The following is a 20,931-nucleotide window of genomic DNA, read 5'->3' on the forward strand; positions in this document are numbered from 1 at the left end:
TAAAAATTTAAGGGGGACAAAGGATGTTACGATTAAAAGAAAGAATCATAAGCTTTATTACGATGTTAGGTATTAAATTAAAAATAATAAAGCCAAAAGGAATATACTATATGGGAGGGGCCAATATTCTTCCTCCTCCACTAAAACCAGAAGAAGAAATGGAACTTTTGCAAAAACTAGAAACTGATGAAACTGTAAAATCAATTTTAATAGAAAGAAATTTGAGATTAGTAGTCTACATATCAAGAAAATTTGAAAATACAGGTATAGATGTAGAGGATTTAATTTCTATAGGAACTATAGGTTTGATAAAGGCAGTCAATACTTTTAAATTAAATAAAAACATAAAATTAGCAACTTATGCTTCAAGATGTATAGAAAATGAAATACTAATGTATCTAAGAAAAAATAATAAAAAGAAAACAGAGGTGTCTTTTGATGAACCTTTAAATATAGACTTAGATGGAAACGAACTTTTATTATCAGATGTTTTAGGTACAGAAAATGATGAAATATATAAAATAATAGAAGAAGAGATAGATAGAGATTTATTAGTTATGGCACTTGACAGATTAAGTGACAGAGAAAAGCAAATTATGGAATTAAGGTTTGGACTTATAGATAAAGGTATTGAAAAAACACAAAAAGAAGTTGCTGGAATGCTTGGAATATCTCAATCCTACATATCTAGACTTGAAAAGAAAATAATTTCAAGGTTACAAAAAGAAATGAAAAAATTTGTATAATTCTAAATTAATTCTTCTTAAAAAGTATAAAAAAATTGGAAATGTAAATAATTTCAATAGATGAATACTTTTTGAGAGAGGACTGAAATGTATGCAAGTTAATAAGGTTGAAATATGTGGTGTTAATACATCTGAACTTCCAGTTCTTAAAAATAAGCAAATGAAGGAACTTTTATTACAAATAAAAAGTGGTGATGAAGAAGCCAGACAACAATTTGTAAGAGGAAATTTAAGGTTAGTCTTGAGTGTAATAAAAAAATTTAACAACAGAGGAGAAAATATAGACGATTTATTTCAAATAGGTTGTATTGGTCTTATAAAAGCTATAGATAATTTTGATTTAAGTCAAAATGTCAGATTTTCAACTTATGCTGTTCCTATGATTATAGGAGAAATTAGAAGATACTTAAGAGATAATAATCCAATCAGAGTAAGTAGATCATTAAAAGATATAGCATATAAGGCACTACAAGTCAGAGAAAGATTAATTAGAACAAATTCAAAAGAACCAACAGTATCAGAAATAGCAAAAGAATTAGAATTAGAAGTAGAGTCAGTTGTAATGGCACTTGATGCTATACAAGACCCAATATCTTTATTTGACCCAGTATATCAAGATAATGGAGATGCGATATTTGTAATGGATCAGGTTCAAGACAAAAAAGATACTGATGAAAACTGGTTGCAAGAAATATCACTTAAGGAAGCTATTAAAAAATTAAATAGTAGAGAAAAGTTGGTATTAGATTTAAGATTTTACAAAGGAAGAACTCAGATAGAAGTTGCTGATGAAATCGGTATATCTCAAGCACAAGTATCAAGAATTGAAAAAAATGCTTTAAAAAATATGAGAAAGTATGTATAAGTAATCCATGGAATGTAAACATAATTTTAAATTTAAATGACCTATATAGGTCATTTTTTTTTATCCAAATACATATTTATTTTTAAAGAAAGGGTGAGTATAATATGATTAGAGTTTCTGATATAATGGAAAAAGAAATTATAAATGTAAAAAATGGAAAAAGGATGGGTTTCATAATCGACATAGATATGGATATCCATGAGGGAAAGGTAGTCTCATTTACCATTTTTGGAGATGGAAGTAGAAGTTTTTTTTCAAGAGGAGGGGATGAAGAAGTTATATTTTGGAATGATATACTTAAAATAGGTTGTGATACAATAATAGTAAATATAGGTTCAGAATTAAGCTTAGATGAATTTGATATATAGCTAAACGAAGGAGGAATACAGATGCAATGTCCTTATTGTAATTATAAAGAATCAAAGGTAATAGATTCTAGACATACAGATTTAAAATCTATTAGAAGAAGACGTGAATGTGAATTATGTAAAAAGAGATTTACTACTTATGAAAAAATAGAAACTACTCCTTTAATGGTTATTAAAAAAGATAATAGTAGAGAATATTTTGATAGAGAAAAAATAAAATACGGACTATTAAAGGCATGTGAAAAAAGACCTGTATCTGTTGAAGATATTGAGAATATAGTTGTACATATTGAAAATGAAATAAATAAATGTTTTATAGAAGAAATCGAAACCAAAAAAATTGGCGAAATGGTAATGGATAAATTGAAAGATTTAGATGAAGTCGCCTATGTAAGATTTGCTTCTGTGTATAGACAATTTAAAGATATAAATACTTTTGTAAACGAACTTAAAAGTATACTAATAGAAAAAGGAGACAAATGATGAAAGATTATATAAATCTAAAAAGTGTAGAAGATATTAAAGAGTATGTTAACTTAAGTAGCAACTGTAAAGAAATTGATGAAAAATTAAATTCTATAAATCTAGTTATAACTTGCAAAAATATAGATGCAAAAAGTAAAGAAGACATGTTAAGGGTTTGTAAGGAGTGCGATTTAATGTTTGAAAATTTAACTAGTAATTCTCAAATACATTCAGACATAGTTAACATAGTTAACAGAGAGAATATAGGACAAAAAATAGAAGGCGATGCACTTATAACAAACTTAGAGAAAGTACCACTTTTATTGTTTACAGCAGATTGCGTACCTATATCAATTATAGATGCTAAAAATAAAGCCATAGGACTAGCACATGCGGGCTGGAAAGGTACTTTTAGTAATATAGGTCACAAAACAATAAAATTGATGTCTGAGACCTATAAAACAGTTCCTGAAGATTTGATATGTATAATTGGACCATCAATTGGACCTTGTTGTTATGAAGTGTCTGAGGATTTGGTAGAAAAATTTAACACAATTCTTACAAATAATGATGAAAAGTTCTATATAATAAAAGAGGGAAGTTACTATTTAGATTTATGGAAAATTAATGAGTATATGCTGAGATGTAGTGGAGTCAAAAAAGAAAATATAATAAATTTAAATCTATGCACTAGTTGTAGAGCAGATGAATTCCACTCTTATAGAAAACATAATAAGGCATCAGAACGAATAGGAACGGTACTACAGATAAAATAGAGAGGAGCTTTTTAATGAATACTAAAGTGCTTGTTATAGACGATGAAATGCATATAGTTGAGCTATTAAAATTCAATTTGGAGGTGTCAAACTACGAAGTTAGTTATTCATATGATGGATTTGATGGATTTATAAAAGCTAAAGAAGTTAAACCAGATTTAATACTTTTAGATTGGATGCTACCAAATATAAGTGGAATAGATGTACTTAGAAAAATAAGAAGTGATAAAGACTTGAAAAATATTCCTGTTATAATGCTTACTGCTAAAAATATGGAAAATGACAAGGTTGAAGGGCTTGAAGTAGGTGCTGATGATTATATAACCAAGCCATTTAGTATAAAAGAATTGTTAGCTAGAGTTAGCTCTGTTTTGAGAAGATATAACTTAACTAGTACAGGTGAAGAAAATAATATACTTACCACAGGTAATTTAAAACTAGATTTATCAAAACATGAAGTTACTAAAGGTTCTGAAAAGATAGAGTTAACACTTAAAGAGTTTGAACTGTTAAAATTATTAATTCAGAATAAAGGTAAGGTACTTTCAAGAAACTATCTTTTAGATAAAATATGGGGCTATGAATACTATGGAGAAACTAGAACAGTAGATGTCCATATAAGATATTTAAGAAAAAAAATAGAAGATGAAGATGAAGATAAATCAGAAAAATATATAGAAACTATAAGAGGTGTAGGATACAAAATAGATTAGAAAAAGTTATATTTTAGGAGTGTTATCTTGTGGAAGAATTAAAGAACATATATTTTTTTATTGTTATGTTGTCTATAGCCATTGTGATATTGTCTGTAAGATACACAATAACACTAAGAAAATATTTAAAAGAGTTTATATACGTTTCAAAAAAAGTAAGTAACAAAGAGTTTCACGCTAGGCTGAATATATCAGCTAAAGGAGAACTAGGAGAATTAGCCAGAAATTTTAATCATATGATAAAAAATATGGATGATACATTAGAAGAAGTACAATATAAACATTTACAATTAAGGTCTATATTAAAAAGTATATCTCATGGAATTTTAGCTATAGATGTAAATGGAAACATATTATTGATAAATGATGAAGCTAAAGAAATGATAAAGAGCGAACCCAACAAACTAGTTGAAGGTCATAATATCAATGCTGTAATAAAAGAAGAAGAAATATTAAAGCAGATACTTCAATTTATAGGTTCTAAAGAAAATGAAACTGCAAAGATTACTATTAAAGATGATATAGTATACAAAATAAAAGTGGACCCAGTTTATCTTCAAAATACTAATAATGTAATAATTGGCTCAATAGTAAACATAGAAGATATTACTAAAAAGGTGAAGCTTGAAAATATGAGAAGTGATTTTGTTGCTAATGTAAGTCATGAACTTAAAACACCACTTACATCTATAAGTGGATTTGTTGAAACGTTAAAATCCAATGAAAATATAGATGTAAATACTAGAAATAGGTTTTTGGAAATAATAGAAAGTGAATCAGACAGATTAAAAAGATTGATTGATGACATATTATTATTATCATTTGTAGAAAATAAAGACACTCTTCTAATGGAAGATGTTGTAATATATGATGTATTTAGAGAAGTATATGAAATAACTCAACGTTCAGCTAGTGAAAAAAATATAGAAGTTTTATATAAATGTGATGATAAATCAATAAACATACTTTCTAATAGAGATTATATCAAACAAGTGTTTTTAAATTTAGTTGATAATGCTATAAAATACACTCAAGATAATGGTATTGTACAAGTTGTAGTTTTAAAAGATGAAGAAAAAATAATAATCAAAGTTATAGATAATGGCGTTGGAATACCAAAAGAAGATGTAGAACGTATCTTTGAACGCTTCTATAGAGTGGATAAAGCAAGAAGTAGAGATGTAGGAGGAACGGGCTTAGGATTGGCTATAACGAAGCATATAGTCAAATCATTAAATGGATGTATAAAAGTAAAAAGTGAACTTGGTATTGGTAGCGAATTTATTGTTACAATACTACAAAAAAATTTCCTTAAATAGAAGGAAATTTTTTTTGTTTTTTGCACAAACTATATAATAGAAGGAGCTGAGAAAATGGAAGAAAGCTTATTAGGTGCAAATTTATTTAGACACTCTTTTATAGTAGCAGTAATTATAGGAATATTGTGTAGAGGATTAGTTTTAAGAGTTACAGACAAGCAATACCCATCGAGACCACAAGATTATTTAGAACAAATAATAATATCAGGACTTTCAGCTTCATTGGGTGCTATAGCATTACCTGCACTTATAGATAAGGAGTTTGCAGCATTAACATTTTTTGCAGTAGCAATACAACAATTTCAAGGTCTTGCAGAGCAAGAAAGAATAACATTAAAAAATATCGACAATGAAGAATTAGTACCAAAAGGAGATGCTTATGTAGAAGAAATAGCATCTACGTATGAATCTAGAAGTTATATCAGTCTTTTTTCTGCACTAGTATCTTCTATAGTTTATATTACTGTTTCAAAACGATATGACCTTAGTTTTGCTTATTGTACAATACTAGCTGTTATAGCAGGAGCTTTAGTTGGTTTAATTTTTAGAAGATTTCTAAGACGAAATAGTATAGCAGATATAGCAGATATAGTTCCTGCTGAAGTAAGCTTTGAAGGGCCTATTTTAAAAGTAAATGGTGTAATAATAACTAATATAGGTTTAGAGAATACAAGAGAAAAATATAAAAATGAATGTCTAGCTATAGAGATTATACCAAGAGATTTGGGTGCATTTGGGATAGTAAATGATATAGGGCAAAGACAAGCTATAATACATAATCTATTTATTCATATGGGTATAGATAAGGATGTAGATGAGGTTGATATTGTAGCTATATCTAAAACTAACTTAGAAAAAAGCACTGTGGTTGTACCATATGTACCAATAATCAAGGATATAGATGTAATGATAGATGTAGTAAAGAGCACTCCTATCATAGAGACATCAAAAGGAAAACAGAGTGATTTTTCTAGAAAGACTTTGTAGATTTATATGTGAACATTTTATATTAGATATTTTAGGAGTGATTTAATGGATAGAGTATTTTTTGTTGCAGTTATTATTGGTATGACATCAAGAGTCATAATGTTAAATTTAGACCAAAAACAGTACCCTACACAACCAAATGTTTTACTATCTCAGCTTATATTAGCCTTTGTTGCTTCGGCATTAGGAGCATTACTAGTTCCAGCTCTTATAAATCGTTCTTATACATCGATAACATTTTTATCTTTGGCAGCAGAACAGTTTAGACAAGTAAGAGCAAATAGAAGGAATACATTACAAAACTTAGAAGAAGTTCAACTTGTAAAAAGAGGAGCTGCATTTATAGAAGAGATAGCTAGAACTTATGAAGTAAGAAATTATATGTGCATAGTTACATCTTTTTTAACAATAGGATTATATTATGTAATTATTGAAGAAACTAAAATAAGTGAAGGCATGAGTTTGATAATAAGTTCAATTTGTGGTTTATTATTAGCTTTCATACTTAAGAAACTTCTTACTAGAAAAAGTATTGGAGATATAGCTGATGTAATGCCTGCTGATATTAGCTTCGTAAATGAATCTATACTAAAGGTGGGAGATTTAAAAGGGATAACAAATATAGGTCTAAAAAGTGATAGAGAAGTATATATTAATAGAGGTGTAGGGATACAAATAATTCCTAAAGATAGAGATTATGCTAATGCAGGAATATTATTTGATTCGGGTCAAAGACAAGCGATAGTATACAATATATATTCGAGATTAGGTTTATATGGAGATTATGGAGAACCTGCATTTGTACCATTACCTAGACGAAATAAAGATGATGAAAGTATAATGATTGCTTATTTACCAATAGATAGGAATGTTGAAAAGGTAATGGAAGCTGTAAAATCATGTCCAATACTTTCAAGTTCTAAAGGTAAAAACTTATCACTGAAAAACTATAAAACAGGAAAGAAAGGAAGTGCATAAAATGGGAATGGATATAGGTCTAAATGAATATACCCTAGCAATAGTTACACTAGATAAAAATATGAGAAATGGTGGAGGTTGTCCGATATTTTATGCAAATGATGAAAAAGATTTGCAAAATAAGGCAATGCTCATGTCAAAGTGTGTAGGCGGAATGGTTCACGATATGACTAATGGAACATTAATAATAGTAAAGCATTAAAACTATAAGGTACTTTTAAGGGCAAATAATGTTCAAATTTATAAAATATTTAAATTTGAATATTATTTGTTTTAATCTTTTTATAGCTATTTACTTATATTGACTATTAGAATTAAAATGTGTTATTATGACATGAAATGTTTAAAAATGCTATTGTAAAATATAATAAAGTAATAAACTGTATATGAAAATATATTATAATAAATATTGATGAATATAAAAGAGTGGTGAAAAAAATGGAAGTAAATGTAAAAAAAATAAATAATATTATAAGTAAAGTTTACAAAGATAGTATTGCAGAAGAAATAGGTATAGAAGTAGGAGATTTACTTATATCTGTAAATGAACAGCCAATACATGATATAATAGAGTATAGATTCTTACTAAGTGATGAGTATTTAGAGGTAGAAATACAAAAAAAAGATGGTGAAGTCTACATATATGAGATAGAAAAAGACTATGATGAAGATTTGGGCGTTGAATTTACAAATCCAATAATTGACCAAGCTAAAAGTTGTAGAAATAAATGTATGTTTTGTTTTATAGACCAGTTGCCAGAAGGAATGAGAGAAACTCTTTATTTTAAAGATGATGACTCAAGATTGTCTTTTTTACAAGGAAATTTTGTTACACTTACAAATATGAGCGAAGAAGATATAAATAATATAATTAAATACAGAATAAGTCCTATAAATATATCTGTGCATACAACTAATCCAGAATTAAGACAAAAAATGATAAGCAATAAATTTGCAGGAAAATTATATGGTATAATGAAGAGATTGGCAGATGCTCATATAGAAATGAACTGTCAAATTGTTTTATGTCCAGGTATAAATGATGGAAAGGAATTGGATAGAACAATAAAAGAATTAGCTCAACTTTATCCATATGTAAATAGTGTTGCTATAGTTCCAGTTGGAATTACAAAGCATAGAGAAAATTTAGCAGAATTAAATATATTTAATAATAATGGTGCAAGTAAAACTATAGAGCAAATTCATGAAATACAACAGAAATATCTTGAGAAAATAGGGACTCGATTTGCATTTTTATCGGATGAATTTTATATATTATCTAGTAGAGAATTGCCTGCATATGAAGAATATGAAGGATTTTTACAGTTTGAAGATGGTGTAGGTATGATACGTAAGTTAAAAACAGAGATTGAAGAGTATCTAAAAACATTATCTGAGAATAGTCTTAAAAGAGACAAAAAGGTATCAATAGCTACTGGACATTCTGCATATGAATTTATACAAAGTATGGCAGATGCTATGATGGACAAGTTTAAAAATCTTCAAATAGATGTTTATGAAATAAAAAATAAGTTTTTTGGAGAAACAATAACAGTATCAGGCCTTTTAACAGCGAAAGATTTAAAAGAGCAACTTGAGCATAAGGAATTGGGAGAAGCTCTTTATATAACAAGAAGTATGTTAAAAGCAGATGAAGAAATTTTCTTAGATAATATTGAACTAAATCAGTTAGAAGAACTTATGAAAATAAAAATTATCCCATGCTTAAATGAAGGAAAAGATTTTGTGGATAAAATTTTAAAATAGAAAACAAAAGATGGAAGGAGAAACAACATGAGTATAAGTAGGCCAGTTGTAGCTGTAGTTGGGAGACCAAATGTTGGTAAGTCTACAATATTTAATAAATTTGCAGGAAAAAGGATATCAATAGTTGAAGATACACCAGGAGTTACAAGAGATAGAATATTTGCAGAAGTAGAATGGTTAGATAAATATTTTACATTAGTAGATACAGGAGGTATTGAACCTGATAGCGAAGATATAATATTATCTCAAATGAGAAGTCAAGCTATGCTTGCAATGGACATGTCACATGTAATACTTTTTATAGTTGATGGTAAGGCTGGAATAACAGCTGCTGATAAAGAAATTGCTCAGATACTTAGAAAAACAAAAAAACCAGTAATTCTAGTGGTTAATAAAATTGATAGTCAAAGTCAGTTTGACAATATATACGATTTTTATGAATTAGGTTTTGGAACTCCTTTTGGAGTGTCAGGAGCCAATAGTATGGGATTTGGAGATTTATTAGATGAGATAGTTCAAAATTTTCCAGCAGGATTAGATACAGAGTATGAAGAAGATATAATAAGAGTAGCTATAACAGGTAAGCCAAATGCAGGAAAGAGTTCTATACTTAATAAGATATTAGGAGAAGAAAGAGTAATTGTAAGTCCAATTGCAGGAACTACTAGAGATGCAATAGATACTTATTTTGAAAAAAATGGGCAGAAATTTCTTCTTATAGATACAGCAGGGCTTAGAAGAAAAAGCAAAATATATGAGACAATAGAAAAATACAGTGTAATAAGAGCTATGAGTGCTGTAGATAGAGCAGATGTAGTGTTGATAGTTATAGACGCTTTGGAAGGCGTTACAGAGCAGGATACAAAAGTTGCAGGTATAGCACATGATGAAGGTAAGGGATGTATATTTGTAGTCAATAAATGGGACTTAATAGAAAAAGATAATAAGACAATGAGTAATTACACAAAAGATATAAAAGAAAAATTCCCATTTATGATGTATGCTCCAATAGTATTTGTTTCTGCAAAGACTAATCAAAGAATGAATAAAATATTAGACACAGTTGAATATGTATCAAATGAACATTCTAAGAGAATATCAACTTCAGCATTAAATGAAGTAATTGGAGAAGCTGTAATGTTAAATCAGCCACCATCTGATAAAGGTAGAAGATTAAAAATTTACTATGGAACTCAAACAGACATTAGACCTCCTAAAATTACTTTATTTATAAATGACAAGAACTTAACTCACTTCTCATATCAAAGATACCTTGAAAATAAGATAAGAGAAAACTTTGGATTTGAAGGAACTTCCATAAAATTTGAGTATAGACAAAAAAATAAAAAGTAAATATCTAAAATATAACTAAAGGAGGTAAGTTCAGTGGAGATATTTAGTTATATAATTATTGCTGTAATTGCATATTTATTAGGCAATATATCAACCTCGTATATAGTTGCAAAGCGAATTGCTGGGGTTGATATAAGGACTCAAGGTTCGGGTAATGCAGGCTCGACAAATGTACTTAGAACACTTGGGAAAAAAGCAGGAGCAATGACTTTTTTAGGTGATGTTTTTAAAGGTGTAATTGCTGTTTTGATATCGGAAATTGCAGCAAAGTTGGTTGGTATAGATACTCTTTTAGCTGGATATCTAGCAGTTATATGTGTTGTAGCAGGTCATAATTGGCCAGCAGTTTTAGGATTTAGAGGGGGTAAAGGTGTTGCAACTTCATTAGGTGCAATGCTTGCTGTAAATCCAGTAATAACATTAATGTGTTTGGCCGTATTTATATTGGTGGTAATTATAACAAAATATGTTTCATTAGGTTCTGTTGTTGGGATAGGTTGTTCACCAATATTTATGATTATAGCAAAAAATAAAGCTGGGCTAGTTGTAGCTTTGTTTTTAAGCATATCAGTAATATATAATCACAGAGCAAATATAAAGCGATTATTAAATGGGACAGAAAGAAAAATTGGTCAAAAGAAAGAATAGTAAATATATTATACTCAGGTGGTGTTAAATATGGAGAAAGTATGTGTATTAGGTACTGGAAGTTGGGGAAGTGCATTAGCTTTAGGTCTTGCAAATAAAGGTAATGATGTGAGCATGTGGACCCGAAAAGAAGAACAAGCTAAAAAAATAAACAGGACTAAAGAAAATACAGACTATTTACCAGGAGTATTATTTCCACATAATATAACGATAAGTACTGATATAGAAAAAACTATAGAAAATTGCAAAGTAATAGTTTTAGCAGTTCCATCTCAAGCCGTAAGAAGTACTTGTGAAAAAATAAAACCCTTTGTAAAAGCTGGACAAATTATTGTTAATGTAGCAAAAGGTCTTGAAAAAGGCACTGGACTTAGATTGTCTCAGGTATGTGAAGAAGAATTGCCACAAAATCCATATGTAATACTATCTGGCCCATCTCATGCTGAAGAAGTAGCAAGAAATATACCTACTACAGTAGTAGTAGCATCTAAAGAATTAAAAATAGCACAGAGTATACAAGATTTATTTATGAGTCCTAAACTTAGAGTTTATACAAATCCAGATATAGTTGGAGTTGAACTTGGAGGAGCATTGAAAAATATTATAGCTTTTGGTGCTGGTATATGTGATGGATTAGGGTATGGTGACAATGCAAAAGCAGCTCTTATGACAAGAGGAATTAGTGAAATGAGTAGACTTGGTACTGCTATGGGAGCTAATATGTCTACATTTGCAGGCCTTTCAGGCATTGGAGATTTAATAGTTACTTGTACAAGCATGCATAGTAGAAATAGAAGAGCGGGTATACTTATAGGTCAAGGGATGAGCTTAGAAGATACCTTAAAAGAAGTAAAGATGGTTGTAGAAGGAATAACTGCTACTGAAGTAGCACATGATGTTGCTGAAAAGCTGAATATAGATATGCCAATAACTAATGCTATATACTCTGTAATAACTAAAGGTGCAAATCCTAAAGAAGTTGGAATAGAACTAATGATGAGAAGTAAAAAGCACGAAATGGAAGAAGTAGTTTTAGGTGATGATATATAAACTTATTGCACAATAAAATAAAAAAATAATAGATGTGTTTTAGCCCTCTTTTTATAAAGAGGGCTATTTTAATATTACTTAGCATGTTTTATTATGTATTCAATAGAAGAAATCATTTTCATAGTTAACTCATCATCATTAGAATTTTTTCCTGTGTTCTTTTTTAAGAATAATAGATTTTGATAAAAAGAAATAATTATATCATTGATTATGTCTAAATCTTTAGATGGTATATATCCAGTATCTACAAGATTGTTCAATAGTATTTTATTTCTTTCTTTTATACTTTTTCCTGTAATCATTAGAGATATATCACTGTCATGAATACCTAAGTCTTCTGGAAACATATCATAATATTGTTTTGTTATATAACTAAGTTCATCACTGGACAAGTTAAAAAATACCTGATAAAAAGCTTGGGCATTGTCAAAAGAATGTTTACAAAATAATTTCCACATAATTATATATTTCTTATATTCATCATTTACATTCTCTATACACCTTGAAATATTTAAGTTATAATCTTTAAAATATTTTATAGATGCAAATGATATTAGATGGTCTAAATTTTTAAAGTAGTTGTATAGGGTTGAACTGTTATAGCCAGCCATATCTGCAACCTTACGAAGTGTAATATTTTCTATTCCTTCATTTTCCATAATGTTTTGAGCAGCTTCTATGAAATACATCAATATCCTTTTCTTTTGTAATTCTTTATTTGTCATTTTATTCACCTACAAATAATCAATATAGTTTATATAATCGTGATTTTATCATTAAATTTATCATAAATCAAGAATAATATTCCAAAATATAATATATATTTGTTATATTTTAGATAATTTAATATCAGCAGAATATAAAAAATATTTAAAAATTAAATCGTGATTGACAAAATAATCATGATTATGATAAAATAATCACAAATAAATTTAATTTACATACGAATACAACAAGTACTAAAAATATTAAGAATTTTGAAATGATATATTCATACTTGTTGTATTGAATAAATTATTTGAATATTGAGAAAGAGGTGTACTATGTCAAATAACATGAGACTAGAAAGATTAAGAAAGTATATGAATGAAAAAAATATTGAAATTTCCCTAATATTTGAACCAGACAACCAATTTTATATTAGTGGATTTAAAGCAATAACTTATTCTAGACCAATTGTAACAGTAGTAACTCAAGATAAAATAGAATTAATAGTGCCTGGATTAGAGGAGCTACATGCTAAAGAAGTTGCAAAAGTTGATAATGTATATGTATATTATGAAATACCAGAAATGAAAGAACATGGAATATCACATAAACATTACTTAGATATAATTTTAAATAGATATCCTAAAGGGATAACTGTTGGGATAGAAAAAGATATAGTATCTGCAAGCTTTTCAGAATATATAACTGAGAAATCATTTGCTATTAAAGATGTTGGAAGTAAAATATTTGAAATGAGATATGTAAAAGACGCAAGAGAGATAGAATTTTTAAAGATAGCTGGTTACTTATCTGATATAGGAATAAAAGGTTCTTTGGAAAATGTTAGAGTTGGGATGAGTGAATTGGAATTTGACGTTGCAGGGGATAATGCTTTACTAAAATATGTATCTGAAAATTATCCTGATACATATATAGGATTTGCAAACTGGACTTGTTCAGGCATCGATAGAACAGCACAACCACATTTAGACTCAAATACTAGAATACTTCAAAGAGGAGATATAGTAATACATAGTAGACAGGTTTGGTATGAAAACTATAGAGCAGAAAATGAAAGAACTTTTATTATAGGTAAGCCAACAGAAAGACAAAAGGAAGTATTTAAGATTGCAGTAGAAGCTCAACAAGCTGGATTAGATACAATAAAAGCTGGAATACCAGCAAGAATGGTGGATGAAGCAGCAAGAGCTGTTGTTGCAAAGCATGGTCTAGAGTTATATTCAAATCACAGAATTGGTCATGGTTTAGGTTTATCAGAACATGAAGAGCCATATTTAAGATTTGACAATGAATTAATACTAGAAGAAGGAATGGTATTTTCTATGGAACCAGGAATATATATACCTGGAGTTGGAGGATTTAGACACTCAGATACAGCAATAGTAGGTAAAAATAGTGCTACAATTATAACTAATTATCCAAGAAGTGTTGAAGAGCTTATACTTGATATTTAAATTAGTACATATGTATGAATTTAAGTAAATTTAAAATTGGAGGAATTACAGTGAAAAAGAAGATTGGATTTTGGGATTTAGTATTTATGAATATATCAGCACTATTTGGGATTAGATGGATAGCTAAATCTACTGCCTCTAGTTTTGGGTTGGGTCTTGGTTCGATACCAGTTTGGTTGTTGTTTGCTTTTATATTCTTTGTTCCAGCATCACTTATATGTGCAGAGTTGGCTGCAACATATCCAAAAGATGGTGGACTTGGAGAATGGGTTAAACAGGCTTATGGAGAGAAGTGGGGATTTATGGTGTCATGGTTAAATTGGACATCAAAGATATTTTGGTATTCTTCCTTCTTGACATTTTTAGCTATAAATATTGCTTATATGCTTGGAAATCCTGCTCTATCAAACAATAAGATGTTTATTTTAGTGCTTTCACTTATAATATTCTGGATGTTATCCCTAGTAAGTACTCGTGGAATGGCATTTGGAAAATTCTTTACAAATACAGGAGCATTAGGTTCTACAATTCCGGCTATATTACTTATAGTGATGGCATTTATGTCTGTAGTTATTCTCAAAAAAGCTCCATCAGCATCTGTATATACAATCCAAAATATAATACCAAAGATAGATGCTAATTCACTAGTTTCTATATCTGCTATAATATTTGCACTATCAGGAGCTGAAACAACTGCTAATTTTATAACTGAAATGGATAATGCTAAGAAAAACTTTCCTAAAGCTATATTGACAGTAGCTGTTTTAATAGGAGGAATCTATATCCTAGGTTCAGTAGCAATAACAATGATACTTCCTCCAGATGAAATTGCAGCATCAACAGGAATACTAGATGCACTAGCTAAAGTTGCACAAGATTTAGGAATAGGAAGCTGGTTTATAAGAGTAGTAGCATTTGGGATAACTTTATCGGTACTTGGAGCACTAATACTTTATATAGCAGGTCCAGTAAAGATGCTTTTTGGAAATGTAAAAGAAGGTGTATTTCCTAAGCAATTAACTGTTACAAATAAACACAATATACCATCAAATGCTGTAGTGATTCAAGCTATAATAGTGAGTCTACTTCTTATAGGAACAAATTTACTACCATCAGTAGATAATATATATAATGTTCTTGTTACTATGACAGCATTAACGGCATTGTTTCCATATGTATTACTTTTTACGTCTTATATAAGACTTAGAAAGACAAGACCAAACGAAGAAAGACCATACTCAATTGCAAAAAGTGATTCAGTTTGTATCAATATAGCTAGAATGGTACTTGTAGTGACTGTAGTGGGGATACTTTTTTCAACAGCACCAGTTATGGAGACTTTAAAAGATAATATAGTTTATGAGATTGAGATGATAGGTGGAGGTCTTTTTGTTATATTAACAGGTTTAATGATATGGAAGATCTATGAAAGGAAGGTATCTAATAATTCTGGGGATTCCTATAAATAAAAATATAATTATTTTAGTGAGCTAAAAGCATTTGTCTTTAGTTCACTAAAAATTATGGATAAATTAACATAATATATTAATAAATCTATAATATGTTGGGATGTTGAAAAATCAATAATTAGCTATCGTAAAAATTTATGAGTATTTACATAAGGAGGAAATATGTCAGTTGAAGTAAATAAACCAAGCATTTGGAAAAATTTCAAAGTCTTAATAATACTCTTTGTAGCAGGAGCCTTTATATATGCTTTACCATATTTAAAAAATTATTATTATGATACTTTTGCACAAGCATTTAATCTTACAAATACACAAATGGGTAGTTTAGGAAGTATTTATGGTTTACTTGCAATGGTATCATACCTTTTTGGTGGTTTCTTAGCAGATCGTATTTCAGCCAGAAAGCTACTTTCAGGTTCTTTAATTATTACAGGAGTATTGGGTCTTGTATTAACACTTTATCCTCCATATACTATTGTATTTTTAATCCATGCTTTATGGGGAATAACAACAATACTTACTTTTTGGCCAGCGCTTGTAAAAGCTGTTAGGATGTTAGCCTCTGAAAATGAACAAGGAAAGGCTTTTGGATTTATGGAAAGTGGTCGTGGAATTACCAATGCAATTCATTTATCTCTAGTCTTAATATTATTTGGATACATTTCATCAAAAGTAAGTGATAAATCTGGTCTTACAGCTATTATAGTGTTGTATTCAGCTATAAATGTAATAGTTGGATTATTAGTATTTTTTAAGTTAAAAGATAATGAAAAAGAGGTATCAGCCAAATTTGATAAAGAAGCTTTCTTTACAGTAATAAAAATGCCTCATACATGGATAATAACAATAATAATGTTTTGTTCATATTCAGCTAATATGTCATTTTACTATTTTACGCCATATTCAACTGAAGCATTTGGAGCAACTGTAGTATTTGCATCTGCAATATCAATATTAGCTCAGTATTGTAGACCAGTAGCATCAGCAGCCTCTGGATTACTTGGAGATAAAGTTGGTTCATCAAAGATTATATCTTATGGATTTATACTTATGATTGCAGGACTTTTAGGTGTAATATTTACACCAACAAAATCTTCTATGATTTATGTACTATTGATTGGATGTGTTGCAATATATGTATCTATGTATGCCATTCAAGGTTTACACTATTCGTTACTTGAAGAAGGTAATTATTCACTATCGATATCAGGAACTGCTATAGGTATAGTTGCTACATTAGGATATCTTCCAGAAGTACTTTGTCCTCTAGCAGCAGGAAAGATATTAGATGCATTTCCAGGTGTAACTGGATATAAGTACTACTTCATAGTTCTTACTATAGTAGCCATAATTGGATTGGTGTTTACATTTATATGGATGAATATGACTAAAGAAAGACGTAAAGAGCTTATTGAAATGAATAGTAAGTCAAATGAAAATACTACTAAAGTTAGTTAATATAATACACTACTATTTGGGCTAGCATTATAATTTAATTTACATTGAAATTTGCAAATTTCTATATGTAAACTAAATTAATATTGCTGGTCTTTATTTTTCTATTTTAAGAATATTAACCTCGAAATCTAAATATAATTTAATAAGATTAGATGTATAGGAGGAATAATATGAATAATAATATATACGAAGATATATCCAAAAGGACTCAGGGGGATATATATATTGGAGTAGTGGGACCTGTAAGAACAGGAAAATCAACTTTTATAAGAAAGTTTATGGAAAAGTTGGTTATCCCAAATATAGACAATGAGTTCAAAAAAGATAGAACAAGAGATGAGATACCTCAAAGTGGTTCAGGCAAAACTATAATGACAGTAGAACCAAAATTTGTACCAGCAGATGGTGTAGAAATTAAAATAAAAGACACAGTATCTTTAAAAGTGAGAATGGTAGATTGTGTTGGATACATAGTTGAAGGAGCTTTAGGTCATGAGGAAGGTGGAAAGCAAAGATTAGTATCCACTCCTTGGTCACAAGAAGCTATGACATTTGAGAAAGCAGCAGAGATAGGGACTAAAAAAGTCATAAAAGACCATTCTACAATAGGAATAGTTGTCTTGACAGATGGTTCAGTTACTGGTATTGACAGAAAAAGCTATGTAGAGCCAGAAGAGAGAGTTATACAAGAATTAAAAAATCTTAAAAAACCATTTGCTGTGGTTTTAAATACGTTAAGTCCTAGAAGTGAAGAAACAAGTCTGCTTAGAAATGAATTAGAGGAAAAATATGAAGTTCCAGTTCTTCCAATGAATATAGTTGAAATGGAAGATGAGGATATAGAAGAAGTTATGGAAACTGTACTATATGATTTCCCACTTACAGAAATAAGAATAAACTTACCTAAATGGGTGGAAGGTCTTGAGAGAAATCACTGGATAAAAAGCAGTATAATAACAACATTAAAACAGAGCATTATAGACATAGGTAAAATAAGAGATATAGAAGGAATTATGCAAGGTTTCTCTGAGTTAGAGTTTTTAGATGATACAGGTGTTGACCATGTAGAGTTAGGTGAAGGTGTCATAAACATTGACTTACAAACAAAGCAAGATTTATTCTATAATGTCCTTGAAGAAAAAAGTGGATTTAAAATTGAAGGAGATTATCAATTGCTTAGCCTGATAACTAGATTATCTAAAGTTAAAAATGAGTATGATAAGATAGAAAGTGCTTTAATGGATGCTAAGATAAAAGGATATGGAGTAGTAGCACCTTCTTTAGAGGAACTTAGCTTGGAAGAGCCAGAAATAATGAAACAAGGAAAACAGTATGGTATTAAGTTAAAAGCTAATGCACCATCACTTCACATTATAAAAGCAGATATATCTACAGAAGTTTCTCCTATAGTTGGAAATCAAAATCAAGGTGAAGAGATGATAAAATATCTCATGGAGGTATTTGAAGAACAACCAGCAGATTTGTGGGAGTCAAATATGTTTGGTAAGTCACTTCATGATTTAGTAAAAGAGCAGCTTCAAAGTAAATTATATACTATGCCAGAGGAAATAAGAGTCAAGATGCAAAAGACTCTACAAAAAATTGTAAATGAAGGAAGCTCTAATATTATAACTATTTTATTATAAAAATATAGCTACTTGTTAAAGTAAAAGATTTGTTTACTTTAACAAGTAGCTTTTTATTTATAAAAGTTGGTAAAAATATTTATATAAATTGACAATAAACACTATTTATGGAAAAATTATATTGAGAAAGTACATTTTTCAACATTACTATACTAAAACTAAAAAAATTCTAGAGGTGTAAGGTGAAAAAATCGGAGATATTTATTTTTATAAATTTAATAGTGATATGTTTTATGATTTTTCCAAATAAAGTTTTTGGACAAGAAGAAAATTGTCTAGAAGATTTTAAAAAATGGGTTCAAGAAAATAAAAACAGTACTGAAGATATTGTTTATACTCTACCCTGCGATATGGTAATAGATAAAGAGTTTAGATTTTATATTCCATATGGAACTAATTTTACAATAGACACTAATACGCATAAAGTACTAATAAAAGACCAAGGTAATTTTATAGTTGAAGATAATGAATTGAATATAATAGGAGAGGGCGGAAAAGATGGAGTAATACATGTGGAAGAGGGAGGAAAGTTAGGTATAGGTATAGACAATATAATTGCTACTAATGGAACTGCTTTGTATGTTGAAGAAGGAGGTATTTTAAATTTTAGTTGTTACTATCAAAATGTTGGAAAGATAAAAGCAAACGGAAATGATGCTATAGGAATTTATTCTGGAAATAATATTAGGGTTCCATATAGAGATATAGAAGTAAGAGGAGAAAATGCTATAGGAATCTATTGTAAGGGTGATGTTGAGTTGGAAAGTACATCAGTAAGAGCTTATGGCAATGATAACGAAAATAGATTATTAAAAAATTTATATAAAACTGCGCAATCCATTGTATCAGAAAGTAAAAATATTTATATAATTAATGATGATAATGAGTTAATACCTGCTATCTCAAACGATTCTGGTTACAATATTATAGAATGTTCTGCCAGAGGTATTTATGTGTTTGATAAGAAAATACAAGTATGCAAAGAAGATAAAATAGAAGATATAAATTTTCCGAAGGATGTTTTGATACAAACTTCTAGTGGCACTAATGTTAAGATAGATATGGAATGGGATATTTCTGATTATTATGAAAATTTAGTAAAGGGGTATGACTTCAGTATAAAAGGTAAGTTCAAAGATGAAGATTTAAATCTAAAAAAAATAATATTAAATGATGATGTTGTTCCTACTTTGGATGTACATATTGTGGAAAAAAAGCCAATAGATAATTTAAGTTTTGATTTTCAAAATACACGTTATGGATATTTAGCCATATTGGACTATGATATGCCATATAATGCAAATAAAGTTTTTGTTGAATACTCAGAAGATGGAGTCAATTGGATAAGTGAGGAACAAGAAGATATCAGTGAGCAGGTAATTCTCTTCTTTGAGGATTTTAAATTACGTTGTTTTAGGATAAAAGTAGAAGGAGGATTTAGAGATGGATATTCAAATATAGTACTAAAGCCTGGATTTGTAATGGATGGAGGAGAAGGACAAATAACACCAGATGATGAACAAGAAAACGAAGATATCGATGGTGACCGTGGAGGAGGAGGTAGAGATGACCCAGATAGAGATGACAGTGGGCTTATTATGGATAAAAATAATGATAATAAAAATGATGATGCTGATGAGCAAAGACCTGAGGATTCTGACAAAATCATTGAATCTAATGATAAGGAAAAAGATAATAAGCCACATCAAGACGAAAAAAATATTAAGATTGATAAAGAAAAAAACAATATAAATAATAAAGACAATAATATTAAAAATAATACTTTAATTATAGAAAACAAATTTGAAAATAGCTTAAAAGAAAAATTAATATATGCGTATAGTGAAAATGAGAAATCTTCTAAAAGTGAATCTAATTATGAGAATCTACCAAATAGAGAATATATTTCTAATGGTGACAAGACTAATAAGAAGATAAATCTTACTTCTAAACCCTATAATAAAATTCAAAACTCTCATAGTGGAGTTATTATTGGTATTGGAATTGTTACTTTAATTATGATAGGCTCAATGATAGCAGTAAATCCAAGTATTATAAAATATATTCGTAAATTTATAAAATTTAAATAATAAAATGAGTGAAACTATTTTAAAGAAATTGATGTTATTTGAGAAAGGAA

General features: G+C 28.9%; 20 protein-coding genes. 19 read left to right on the forward strand and 1 reads right to left on the reverse strand.

All coding sequences use genetic code 11. The features are described from left to right. Positions 1–23 precede the first annotated feature (23 nt). The 14 genes from sigE to KGF45_RS06950 all read left to right on the forward strand — a co-directional run bounded on the left by sigE (position 24) and on the right by KGF45_RS06950 (position 12,035). Complete coding sequence (gene sigE, locus KGF45_RS06885) at positions 24–746, forward strand: RNA polymerase sporulation sigma factor SigE (protein ID WP_227829169.1); 723 nt, start codon at positions 24–26, stop codon at positions 744–746. Between the two features lie 91 nt (positions 747–837). After that, complete coding sequence (gene sigG, locus KGF45_RS06890; RefSeq protein WP_169468424.1) at positions 838–1,611, forward strand: RNA polymerase sporulation sigma factor SigG; 774 nt, start codon at positions 838–840, stop codon at positions 1,609–1,611. A gap of 104 nt (positions 1,612–1,715) precedes the next feature. Continuing rightward, positions 1,716–1,979 carry a YlmC/YmxH family sporulation protein gene (locus KGF45_RS06895; protein WP_227432422.1) on the forward strand — a complete coding sequence of 88 codons (264 nt, stop codon included), beginning with the start codon at positions 1,716–1,718 and terminating at the stop codon, positions 1,977–1,979. A gap of 21 nt (positions 1,980–2,000) precedes the next feature. Further along, positions 2,001–2,462 carry a transcriptional regulator NrdR gene (gene nrdR / locus KGF45_RS06900; protein WP_227824212.1) on the forward strand — a complete coding sequence of 154 codons (462 nt, stop codon included), beginning with the start codon at positions 2,001–2,003 and terminating at the stop codon, positions 2,460–2,462. Next, complete coding sequence (gene pgeF, locus KGF45_RS06905; protein WP_413840107.1) at positions 2,459–3,220, forward strand: peptidoglycan editing factor PgeF; 762 nt, start codon at positions 2,459–2,461, stop codon at positions 3,218–3,220. The genes nrdR and pgeF overlap by 4 nt, the downstream gene beginning before the upstream one ends. A gap of 14 nt (positions 3,221–3,234) precedes the next feature. After that, entirely contained in the window at positions 3,235–3,933 is a 699-nt protein-coding gene (locus tag KGF45_RS06910; protein WP_227829167.1) for a winged helix-turn-helix domain-containing protein, read from the forward strand. Positions 3,934–3,998: 65 nt separating this feature from the next. Continuing rightward, the gene (locus KGF45_RS06915; protein ID WP_255287755.1) at positions 3,999–5,252 is read left to right on the forward strand and encodes a HAMP domain-containing sensor histidine kinase; all 1,254 of its coding nucleotides are present in this window, start codon (positions 3,999–4,001) and stop codon (positions 5,250–5,252) included. Between the two features lie 54 nt (positions 5,253–5,306). Further along, a complete protein-coding gene (locus tag KGF45_RS06920) occupies positions 5,307–6,239 on the forward strand; it encodes a YIEGIA family protein (RefSeq protein WP_227829165.1) in 933 nt (310 codons plus the stop codon). Positions 6,240–6,284: 45 nt separating this feature from the next. Continuing rightward, entirely contained in the window at positions 6,285–7,217 is a 933-nt protein-coding gene (locus tag KGF45_RS06925) for a YIEGIA family protein (RefSeq protein WP_227842057.1), read from the forward strand. Between the two features lies 1 nt (position 7,218). Then, on the forward strand, positions 7,219–7,419 hold the full coding sequence (locus tag KGF45_RS06930) for a capping complex subunit for YIEGIA (RefSeq protein ID WP_227432429.1): 201 nt from the start codon (positions 7,219–7,221) through the stop codon (positions 7,417–7,419). Between the two features lie 236 nt (positions 7,420–7,655). Next, on the forward strand, positions 7,656–8,984 hold the full coding sequence (locus KGF45_RS06935; RefSeq protein WP_227842059.1) for a DUF512 domain-containing protein: 1,329 nt from the start codon (positions 7,656–7,658) through the stop codon (positions 8,982–8,984). A 27-nt stretch (positions 8,985–9,011) separates the two neighbouring features. Next, the gene (gene der, locus KGF45_RS06940) at positions 9,012–10,337 is read left to right on the forward strand and encodes a ribosome biogenesis GTPase Der (RefSeq protein WP_255287738.1); all 1,326 of its coding nucleotides are present in this window, start codon (positions 9,012–9,014) and stop codon (positions 10,335–10,337) included. Between the two features lie 33 nt (positions 10,338–10,370). Further along, positions 10,371–10,985: a glycerol-3-phosphate 1-O-acyltransferase PlsY gene (plsY, locus tag KGF45_RS06945; protein WP_227829162.1), complete on the forward strand. Its 615-nt coding sequence runs from the start codon at positions 10,371–10,373 to the stop codon at positions 10,983–10,985. Positions 10,986–11,015: 30 nt separating this feature from the next. After that, positions 11,016–12,035: an NAD(P)H-dependent glycerol-3-phosphate dehydrogenase gene (locus tag KGF45_RS06950; protein ID WP_227432432.1), complete on the forward strand. Its 1,020-nt coding sequence runs from the start codon at positions 11,016–11,018 to the stop codon at positions 12,033–12,035. Positions 12,036–12,109: 74 nt separating this feature from the next. On the opposite strand, the gene KGF45_RS06955 is transcribed toward KGF45_RS06950, so the two are convergent. After that, positions 12,110–12,760, reverse strand: coding sequence for a TetR/AcrR family transcriptional regulator (locus KGF45_RS06955; protein ID WP_227829161.1), 651 nt, complete (start codon positions 12,758–12,760; stop codon positions 12,110–12,112). A 318-nt stretch (positions 12,761–13,078) separates the two neighbouring features. Here KGF45_RS06955 and KGF45_RS06960 point away from each other — a divergent pair, with 318 nt between their 5' ends. The 5 genes from KGF45_RS06960 (at position 13,079) to KGF45_RS06980 (ending at position 20,881) form a co-directional block, all read left to right on the forward strand. Then, the gene (locus KGF45_RS06960) at positions 13,079–14,218 is read left to right on the forward strand and encodes a M24 family metallopeptidase (protein ID WP_227839458.1); all 1,140 of its coding nucleotides are present in this window, start codon (positions 13,079–13,081) and stop codon (positions 14,216–14,218) included. A 14-nt stretch (positions 14,219–14,232) separates the two neighbouring features. After that, positions 14,233–15,687 (forward strand): amino acid permease, encoded by a 1,455-nt coding sequence (locus KGF45_RS06965; RefSeq protein ID WP_255647205.1) that lies wholly within the window; start codon positions 14,233–14,235, stop codon positions 15,685–15,687. 162 nt (positions 15,688–15,849) lie between these two features. Further along, the gene (locus KGF45_RS06970) at positions 15,850–17,145 is read left to right on the forward strand and encodes an MFS transporter (RefSeq protein WP_227839456.1); all 1,296 of its coding nucleotides are present in this window, start codon (positions 15,850–15,852) and stop codon (positions 17,143–17,145) included. A gap of 170 nt (positions 17,146–17,315) precedes the next feature. Further along, the gene (gene spoIVA / locus KGF45_RS06975) at positions 17,316–18,791 is read left to right on the forward strand and encodes a stage IV sporulation protein A (RefSeq protein ID WP_227829157.1); all 1,476 of its coding nucleotides are present in this window, start codon (positions 17,316–17,318) and stop codon (positions 18,789–18,791) included. 182 nt (positions 18,792–18,973) lie between these two features. Next, positions 18,974–20,881 carry a hypothetical protein gene (locus KGF45_RS06980; RefSeq protein ID WP_227842063.1) on the forward strand — a complete coding sequence of 636 codons (1,908 nt, stop codon included), beginning with the start codon at positions 18,974–18,976 and terminating at the stop codon, positions 20,879–20,881. The last annotated feature ends 50 nt before the right edge of the window (positions 20,882–20,931 follow it).

Source organism: Clostridioides sp. ZZV14-6154 (genome assembly GCF_020657785.1).
Classification (GTDB): Bacteria; Bacillota; Clostridia; order Peptostreptococcales; family Peptostreptococcaceae; genus Clostridioides.

Coding starts and splice junctions, on each gene's coding strand:
- KGF45_RS06920 (WP_227829165.1), top strand. CDS start 5,307: ATGGAAGAAAGCTTATTAGGTGCAAATTTATTTAGACACTCTTTTATA.
- KGF45_RS06915 (WP_255287755.1), top strand. CDS start 3,999: ATGTTGTCTATAGCCATTGTGATATTGTCTGTAAGATACACAATAACA.
- KGF45_RS06925 (WP_227842057.1), top strand. CDS start 6,285: ATGGATAGAGTATTTTTTGTTGCAGTTATTATTGGTATGACATCAAGA.
- KGF45_RS06970 (WP_227839456.1), top strand. CDS start 15,850: ATGTCAGTTGAAGTAAATAAACCAAGCATTTGGAAAAATTTCAAAGTC.
- KGF45_RS06910 (WP_227829167.1), top strand. CDS start 3,235: ATGAATACTAAAGTGCTTGTTATAGACGATGAAATGCATATAGTTGAG.
- nrdR (WP_227824212.1), top strand. CDS start 2,001: ATGCAATGTCCTTATTGTAATTATAAAGAATCAAAGGTAATAGATTCT.
- KGF45_RS06895 (WP_227432422.1), top strand. CDS start 1,716: ATGATTAGAGTTTCTGATATAATGGAAAAAGAAATTATAAATGTAAAA.
- spoIVA (WP_227829157.1), top strand. CDS start 17,316: ATGAATAATAATATATACGAAGATATATCCAAAAGGACTCAGGGGGAT.
- KGF45_RS06955 (WP_227829161.1), bottom strand. CDS start 12,760: ATGACAAATAAAGAATTACAAAAGAAAAGGATATTGATGTATTTCATA.
- sigG (WP_169468424.1), top strand. CDS start 838: ATGCAAGTTAATAAGGTTGAAATATGTGGTGTTAATACATCTGAACTT.
- pgeF (WP_413840107.1), top strand. CDS start 2,459: ATGATGAAAGATTATATAAATCTAAAAAGTGTAGAAGATATTAAAGAG.
- KGF45_RS06935 (WP_227842059.1), top strand. CDS start 7,656: ATGGAAGTAAATGTAAAAAAAATAAATAATATTATAAGTAAAGTTTAC.
- KGF45_RS06930 (WP_227432429.1), top strand. CDS start 7,219: ATGGGAATGGATATAGGTCTAAATGAATATACCCTAGCAATAGTTACA.
- der (WP_255287738.1), top strand. CDS start 9,012: ATGAGTATAAGTAGGCCAGTTGTAGCTGTAGTTGGGAGACCAAATGTT.
- sigE (WP_227829169.1), top strand. CDS start 24: ATGTTACGATTAAAAGAAAGAATCATAAGCTTTATTACGATGTTAGGT.
- KGF45_RS06960 (WP_227839458.1), top strand. CDS start 13,079: ATGTCAAATAACATGAGACTAGAAAGATTAAGAAAGTATATGAATGAA.
- KGF45_RS06950 (WP_227432432.1), top strand. CDS start 11,016: ATGGAGAAAGTATGTGTATTAGGTACTGGAAGTTGGGGAAGTGCATTA.
- KGF45_RS06965 (WP_255647205.1), top strand. CDS start 14,233: ATGAATTTAAGTAAATTTAAAATTGGAGGAATTACAGTGAAAAAGAAG.